Annotated in this window: 5 protein-coding genes; 1 reads left to right on the top strand and 4 read right to left on the bottom strand. The window is 62.9% G+C overall.

Annotated features, from left to right (window positions below):
• Positions 1–78 precede the first annotated feature (78 nt).
• Entirely contained in the window at positions 79–1,215 is a 1,137-nt protein-coding gene (locus FQP90_RS20860; RefSeq protein ID WP_144652975.1) for an LLM class flavin-dependent oxidoreductase, read from the bottom strand.
• 346 nt (positions 1,216–1,561) lie between these two features.
• Here FQP90_RS20860 and FQP90_RS20855 point away from each other — a divergent pair, with 346 nt between their 5' ends.
• On the top strand, positions 1,562–3,595 hold the full coding sequence (locus tag FQP90_RS20855; protein WP_144652974.1) for a rhamnogalacturonan lyase: 2,034 nt from the start codon (positions 1,562–1,564) through the stop codon (positions 3,593–3,595).
• A gap of 81 nt (positions 3,596–3,676) precedes the next feature.
• On the opposite strand, the gene FQP90_RS20850 is transcribed toward FQP90_RS20855, so the two are convergent.
• The 3 genes from FQP90_RS20850 to FQP90_RS20840 all read right to left on the bottom strand — a co-directional run bounded on the left by FQP90_RS20850 (position 3,677) and on the right by FQP90_RS20840 (position 6,201).
• Positions 3,677–4,363, bottom strand: a complete 687-nt coding sequence (locus FQP90_RS20850) for an SRPBCC family protein (RefSeq protein WP_144652973.1) — start codon at positions 4,361–4,363, stop codon at positions 3,677–3,679.
• Between the two features lie 100 nt (positions 4,364–4,463).
• Complete coding sequence (locus tag FQP90_RS20845) at positions 4,464–5,696, bottom strand: metal-dependent hydrolase family protein (protein WP_144652972.1); 1,233 nt, start codon at positions 5,694–5,696, stop codon at positions 4,464–4,466.
• Position 5,697: 1 nt separating this feature from the next.
• Positions 5,698–6,201, bottom strand: coding sequence for a GAF domain-containing protein (locus FQP90_RS20840; RefSeq protein WP_144652971.1), 504 nt, complete (start codon positions 6,199–6,201; stop codon positions 5,698–5,700).
• Positions 6,202–6,204 lie beyond the last annotated feature (3 nt).

Genomic DNA, 6,204 nt, shown 5'->3' with positions numbered 1-6,204 from the left:
AGCTCCACACAACACCCGGAGGTCCTCTTTATCGCGTTACTCCCAGCCCCGTGTCATCAACCTGCCGGGACAATACAGCTAGAGCCCCCAGGCCTCGGCGAGCAGTTGGTAGGAGTTCTGCCGGTCGGCGGGGTGGTGGGCAATGGTGGTGATGAGCAGTTCCTGTGCGCCGGTGGCCCGCTGCAGAGTTCGCAGCTTGTCGCTGACTTGGTGCGGGTCGCCCACCAGCCGGGTGTCCACTCGGTCTTTGACGAGGTCCTGGGCTTCAGCGTCCAAGTGAAGCTCCAGTGCGTCTTCGGGAGACGGATAGGGGATGGCGCCCTGGCCGCTGCGGATACCGTAAACCCACTGGGCGTAGCCGCGGGCGAGTCGCTGTGCTTGATGTTCGTCCGGGGCCACCAACACGTCTGCCGAGACAATCACGTACGGTTCCTGCAAGATGGCGGACGGTTCGAAGTGGGCGCGGTACTCGGCGATGGAGTCCAGCACGCCCGCAGGCGCAACGTGATAGTTCGCACCGAAGGGCAGGCCCAGTTTTCCCGCTAACCGTGCGCTTGGCCCGGCTGTTGAGCCGTGGACCCAGAACTGCGGCGCCTGTCCCAGAGCCGGTGTAGCCGTGACTTCCTCGCCGTGTTTCGTTCGGTAGTGGCCCGTGAAGAACCCGATGATGTCCTGGACGTCGTTCTCGAAGTTGTCCGTGTCCCCGGGGAAGCGGCCCAGCAGTTCACCCTGCAACCGGAACTTCCTGGGCAGGACAGCGCCGAAGATGGGGCGTGGTGAAGGGATCAGCAAACCGTCCACCACGCGATCACTGACGGCCTCCGCAGCGGGAACCACTCCTGGTGCTGGTTCGCTGGGCGACTTGGGCGGACCTGAGCGACCAAAGCCCAGGTCCAGGCGGTCAGGGAACACTGCCGCGAGCGTTCCTATGCTCTCTGCGATCTGAAGCGGCCTGTAGTTCCCCAGCAGGGTGGCCGCAGTCCCTACGCGGATGGTCTTGGTGGCCGATGCCACCAAACCGGCAAGGATATGTGGGGCAGAGCCAGCAACGCCGGTATTGAGGTGGTGCTCGGCCAACCAGTAGCGCGAGTAGCCGGAAGCCTCGGCAGCAGCTGCGAGGTCAAGCGTGCTGCGCAGTGCCTCGCCGGGGGTCTGCCCGGCTGACACCGGGCTGAGGTCAAGGACGGACAGGGGAGTAACTGGAGGCTTCGGCATGGCACGACACTACGGAGCGCAGTGCCCCGGCCAAAGCCCATCCGTCACCGCGCTCAACCGGGCTAAATCCAGCGAAATCCGGAGCAACGGACCGTCATGGAAAACTTCCGAACGCAACAATGCGGTCGGTACAAATGTGAACATTTCTCATCGAAGTCGCACAGTCATTTCCTGTCAAACCCTTGACCGGGGAGTTGAACCGCTGGTAAACCTTGTTGGCGGAAAGCGTTTTCTCGCAACGTCCTCACTACCCGCCTGAAGTCCGGGAGGTTTTGGACCGAGATTATGAAACGTTCCAAAAGGGTGCGGCAGACCCCCTGCCGCCCTGCATCAAAGGAGATGTTCTTTGGCTCACCCCTCGAAATGTTCCTACCCCACCTCTCGTCATCATGCGTGGAAAGCAGTCCCGCTCGCGGCGTCGGCCTCCCTGGCTGCCGCCGCCATCGCCCTGACAGGTGTCCCACTCGCGCAAGCAGCTCCCACCCAACTGCCGCAGGCGGCACAAGCCGGCCTTCCCGGCGTCGTACCCGCCGCAAAGGACCCGGCTTCGCTGAAGCGCCAAGTGGAAAACCTGGACCGCGCACCCGTAGCCGTCCTGACGGATCAGGGCGTCACGGTGAGCTGGCGAATGCTCGGCCTGGACAAGGACAGCATCGGCTTCCAAGTCCTGCGCGACGGCGTCAACATCACTCCAGAGCCCGTCCGAAATGCCACGATGTTCGTGGACCCGGATGGCACCGCAGAATCCAGCTACGTCATCAAAACCGTCGGCAACGGCCAGGGCCAGGACAAGCTGACCGAGGCCGTCACACCGCTGGCCCAGAACTACCTCGCGATCAAGCTGGACAAGCCGGCCGACGGCGTCACACCGGACGGCAAGCCGTATACGTACTCGGCCAATGATGCCACCGTGGCGGACCTCGACGGCGACGGCAAGTACGAAGTGATCCAGACCTGGTCGCCATCCAACGCCAAGGACAACTCCCAGTCCGGCTACACAGGCAACGTCTACGTGGATGCCTACAAGCTGGACGGGACTAAGCTATGGCGCATCGACCTGGGCCGCAACATCCGCGCCGGTGCGCACTACACCCAGGTCCTTGCCTACGACTTCGACGGCGACGGCAAGGCTGAGGTTTCCCTCAAGACAGCGGACGGGACCCGCGATGCCGCCGGAACGGTGATCGGAAACGCCGACGCCGACTACCGCAACAGCGCCGGTTACGTCCTTTCGGGCCCCGAGTTCCTCACTGTCTTCAAGGGTGAAACCGGCACCATCCTGGACACCGTGACCTACGAGCCTGAGCGCGGTGCTGTGACCGGCTGGGGCGACAACTACGGCAACCGCGTGGATCGTTTCCTGGCAGGCGTGGCCTACCTTGATGGCGAGCACCCCTCCATGATGTTCAGTCGCGGTTACTACACACGCACGGTCCTGGTCACCTACGACCTCGTCAACGGCAAGCTCGTGAAGCGCTGGACCTTCGATTCCAACCTGGCCGGTGATGAGTACAAGGGGCAGGGCAACCACAACCTGTCCGTCGCCGACGTCGACCAGGACGGTAAGGATGAGTTCGTCTTCGGCTCCATGACCATCGACGACAACGGCCAGCCGCTCTACAACACCAAGCTCGGCCACGGCGATGCCATCCACACCAGTGACCTCGATCCGTCCAGGCCAGGGCTGGAAACGTTCGCGGTCCACGAGAGCATGAGCCAGAGCGGCAACCGCGGGGCAACCTTCCGTGATGCTGCAACGGGCGAAGTCCTCTGGAGCATCCCGGCCATCAAGGACACCGGCCGCGGCGCGGCAGGTGACATCGATCCCCGCTATGCGGGTGCAGAGGGGTGGGCCATCGGCGGCAGCGCTGCCTGGGATTCACCTGTTGGCCAGTTGATGTCGGCCAAGGGTGAGCTGATTGCCGAGAAGATCCCGGCCGCCAACTTCCTGGCATGGTGGGACGGTGACCTGCTCCGCGAAATCGTGGACCACGACTACGACGCCACCGTGTCCCGCGGCGTTCCGACTATCTCCAAGTGGAACTGGGAAACGGAGACCAGCGACAGGCTCCTGACTGCTGAGGGTGCCCGCAGCAACAACACCACCAAGGGCAACCCGTCCATCCAGGCTGACATCCTGGGTGACTGGCGCGAAGAGATCGCTTGGCCGTCCACGGACAGCACCGAGCTGCGGATCTACACCACCACTGCTCCCACGGAGGTTCGCCTGCGGACCTTGATGCACGACACCGTCTACCGGACGGCTGTTGCGCGCGAGAACGTGGCCTACAACCAGCCGCCGCACCCGAGCTTCTTCATCGGTGAGGGCATGCAGGCTCCGGCGATTCCCGCCGTCGTCTACACCGGCACCAAGAAGTAGCCGCTTTCCTTAACAGCAGTGCCTCCAACAGCAGTGCCGCCCGGGTCGTATCGGACCCGGGCGGCACTTTTCTTCTGATTGTTACGGCAGGGCACTTGGCGGCGGCGGGATGTAGCCCGGACGGTTGTCGTCGCGTCGCTTCCGTTCAGCTGCACTGAGGGTGTCGCTGTCTGCGGTTTCGTCGGAATCGCCCTCGAGGTCCACTAAGCCGTTGGTCTGGTCGAAGACGTGCGTTGCGGGGTCGATCACTGGCGTTGAAGCCGAGGCCGCGCCGGCGTCCGTGGTGGCAGCAGCTCCGGTGTTCGGGGTAGCAGTAGTCGCGGTCCCAGGAGTCGGAGTTTCGGCTTCCGGTGCCTGCTTCTCGATATACTCCTTGAACTTCTTCAAGTCTGACTCAGCCTGCCTTTCAACAACGTGCAACTTGTCCCCCAGGAATTCCAGGACGCCGTGCGGTTCGTATTCCAGGGATAGGTGAAGGGACGTCTGGCTGGGGCCGGCCTCCTTGAATTCAACCCAGCCGGCGTTCTTTGCGCCCTCCACGGCAGCCCACGCCACGGCGCGGTCCAGGTCCTGCTGAACGATCTTTGCTTCCCAGTGGCGATGGACGCCCGCAATCTCGGCCACCCATTCCAAGCGGTCCTCGCTGAGACGTGTCACGCGTTCGACTCCGCCCATGAAGTGCGGAAACTCCTCGAATTTGGTCCACTGCCTGTACGCCGTACTGACGGGAACGTTGACCATGATCGTCTTGTTTACTTTCGTGGTCACGATGTCCTCCTCCTGCTCGATTCTGCATTGATCAGCATACTTACAGTATCGATCCTTGAGCAGCCGATGAACAGGCCTTGCGGCGGTTCGGAGGGAGTGTCTAGGAGATCACCCGGCCGTTCTGGATGAGGTGCTCCAGGTGCTCCGAAATGTCAGCCAGTACTGAGATGTCGGCTACTGGGTCAGCACCCAGCACCAGCATGTCTGCATCCGCGCCCGGGGCAATCACGCCGAGTTGCCCTTCGCGCTCCAGCAGCAGCGCCGCCGTGGTGGTTGCCGAGCGGATGGCGTCGATCGCAGGCTGGACCTTTCCGAGCAGCCTGAACTGCTCGTTCTGGTGGCGGTGCATTCCGCCCAGGAGGTCGGAACCGAACGCCATTTTCACCCCGGCTTCGTGGGCGCGGGCAATCGCTTCGAGGCCGCTGGTCAGCACGGAGTCCACCTTGCCCCACATTTCTTCAGTGAGTCCGAACTCCTTGCCTTCTTCCTTCAGTGCCCAGTATGTGACCAGAGTGGGGACCAAGAACGCGTCCTTCTCAAGGAAGAGCTTGAGGCTTTCGTCGTCCAGGAGGTTGCCGTGTTCAATCGAACGCACTCCGGCTTCCAGCGCCCGGTTGATGGCTCGCGCAGTGTACGCGTGGGCCGCGACGTAGCGGTTGGCCGCCTCGGCTTCTTCCACTGCTGCCCGCATTTCCTCCATGGAGTACTGCGTGGAGTCGATGCGGTCGGTGGGGGAGGAAACTCCGCCGGATGCCATGATCTTGATGTGGTGGGCGCCCTTGCGGATTTCGTCGCGGGCAGCGGCCCGGACCGCGTCCACACCGTCGGCAACGCGTCCGATGCCGCAGCAGCCGCGGCCATTGGGATCGTGGTCCTCTCCGGGCAAGCGCATGTCGCCGTGCCCGCCGGTCTGGCTCAGTGCATGGCCGCAGAAGTGGATTTTCGGACCTTCCAGCAGCCCCTCTTCCTGCGCCATGGCCAGGCCAAAATCTGCTCCGGAAAGGTCGCGGACGGTGGTGAAGCCGCGGCGAAGCATCTCGCCCATGATGCGGGCCGTCTGGGCGTAGACATACGACGCCGGAGTGTAGGTGAGCGAGCGGAAGTCGGCGCTGGACGCCACCACGTGGACATGGGCATCGATCAGGCCCGGTATGACGAACTTTCCGGTGCCATCGATGACGCGGGCACCTGGAGGCGCTTCAAGGTCAGTGCCAACGCTGGCTATCTTTCCGTCAACACTTACGACGTCGGCAGTGGAGTAGGTGCCTGCCTGGACGTCCAGCACGCTTGCGTTGCGGACGACCAGCGGGGTGGTTTCGGGGGTGGTGCTCATGCTAAACAGTGTCCTTCCCTGGGACTTCTGAGACTTCGGGGACTTCTGGGACTTCGGTGGGGTGGGATGCAAAGGCCTGGACCAGCTCGTCCAGATTCTGGTTGACCACGCCAACGGCGGTGTCCACGCTGTGCTGCGTGTACTTGCCTTCTTCATCCAAGAGAGCCAGAACGCCCACGACGTTGCTGTGGGGGTCGAGCACGGGGACGTTGATGACGGCGCCGCAGCCCAGTTGCTGGATGAGCTTGGAGTCTGCAAAGACGTCCCTTAGCGCTGTGAGATCGGCAGCAATGAAGGGCACCTTGTCCTCAATGACGGTCCCAAGCCAGCCTGGTGAGATTTCCACTGTCTTTTCTCCGCCTACCGGATACTCTCCCGGGTGGCTGGTGAACAGCCGCTTAAGGCTGGAGCGCTGGGGGATCCACTGGAGTGCCGTGAAGAGGATGACTCCAGGGTCCCGCTTCAGGGCGTCAAAGGCCTGCTGGAAAGTGGTGTCGGTTGTCATGAA

The sequence above is a fragment of the Paenarthrobacter nitroguajacolicus genome (genome assembly GCF_007786235.1).
GTDB classification, from domain to species: domain Bacteria; phylum Actinomycetota; class Actinomycetes; order Actinomycetales; family Micrococcaceae; genus Arthrobacter; species Arthrobacter nitroguajacolicus_A.
This window is presented reverse-complemented; position numbering and strand designations above follow the sequence as displayed.

Coding starts and splice junctions, on each gene's coding strand:
- FQP90_RS20860 (WP_144652975.1), bottom strand. CDS start 1,215: ATGCCGAAGCCTCCAGTTACTCCCCTGTCCGTCCTTGACCTCAGCCCG.
- FQP90_RS20845 (WP_144652972.1), bottom strand. CDS start 5,696: ATGAGCACCACCCCCGAAACCACCCCGCTGGTCGTCCGCAACGCAAGC.
- FQP90_RS20840 (WP_144652971.1), bottom strand. CDS start 6,201: ATGACAACCGACACCACTTTCCAGCAGGCCTTTGACGCCCTGAAGCGG.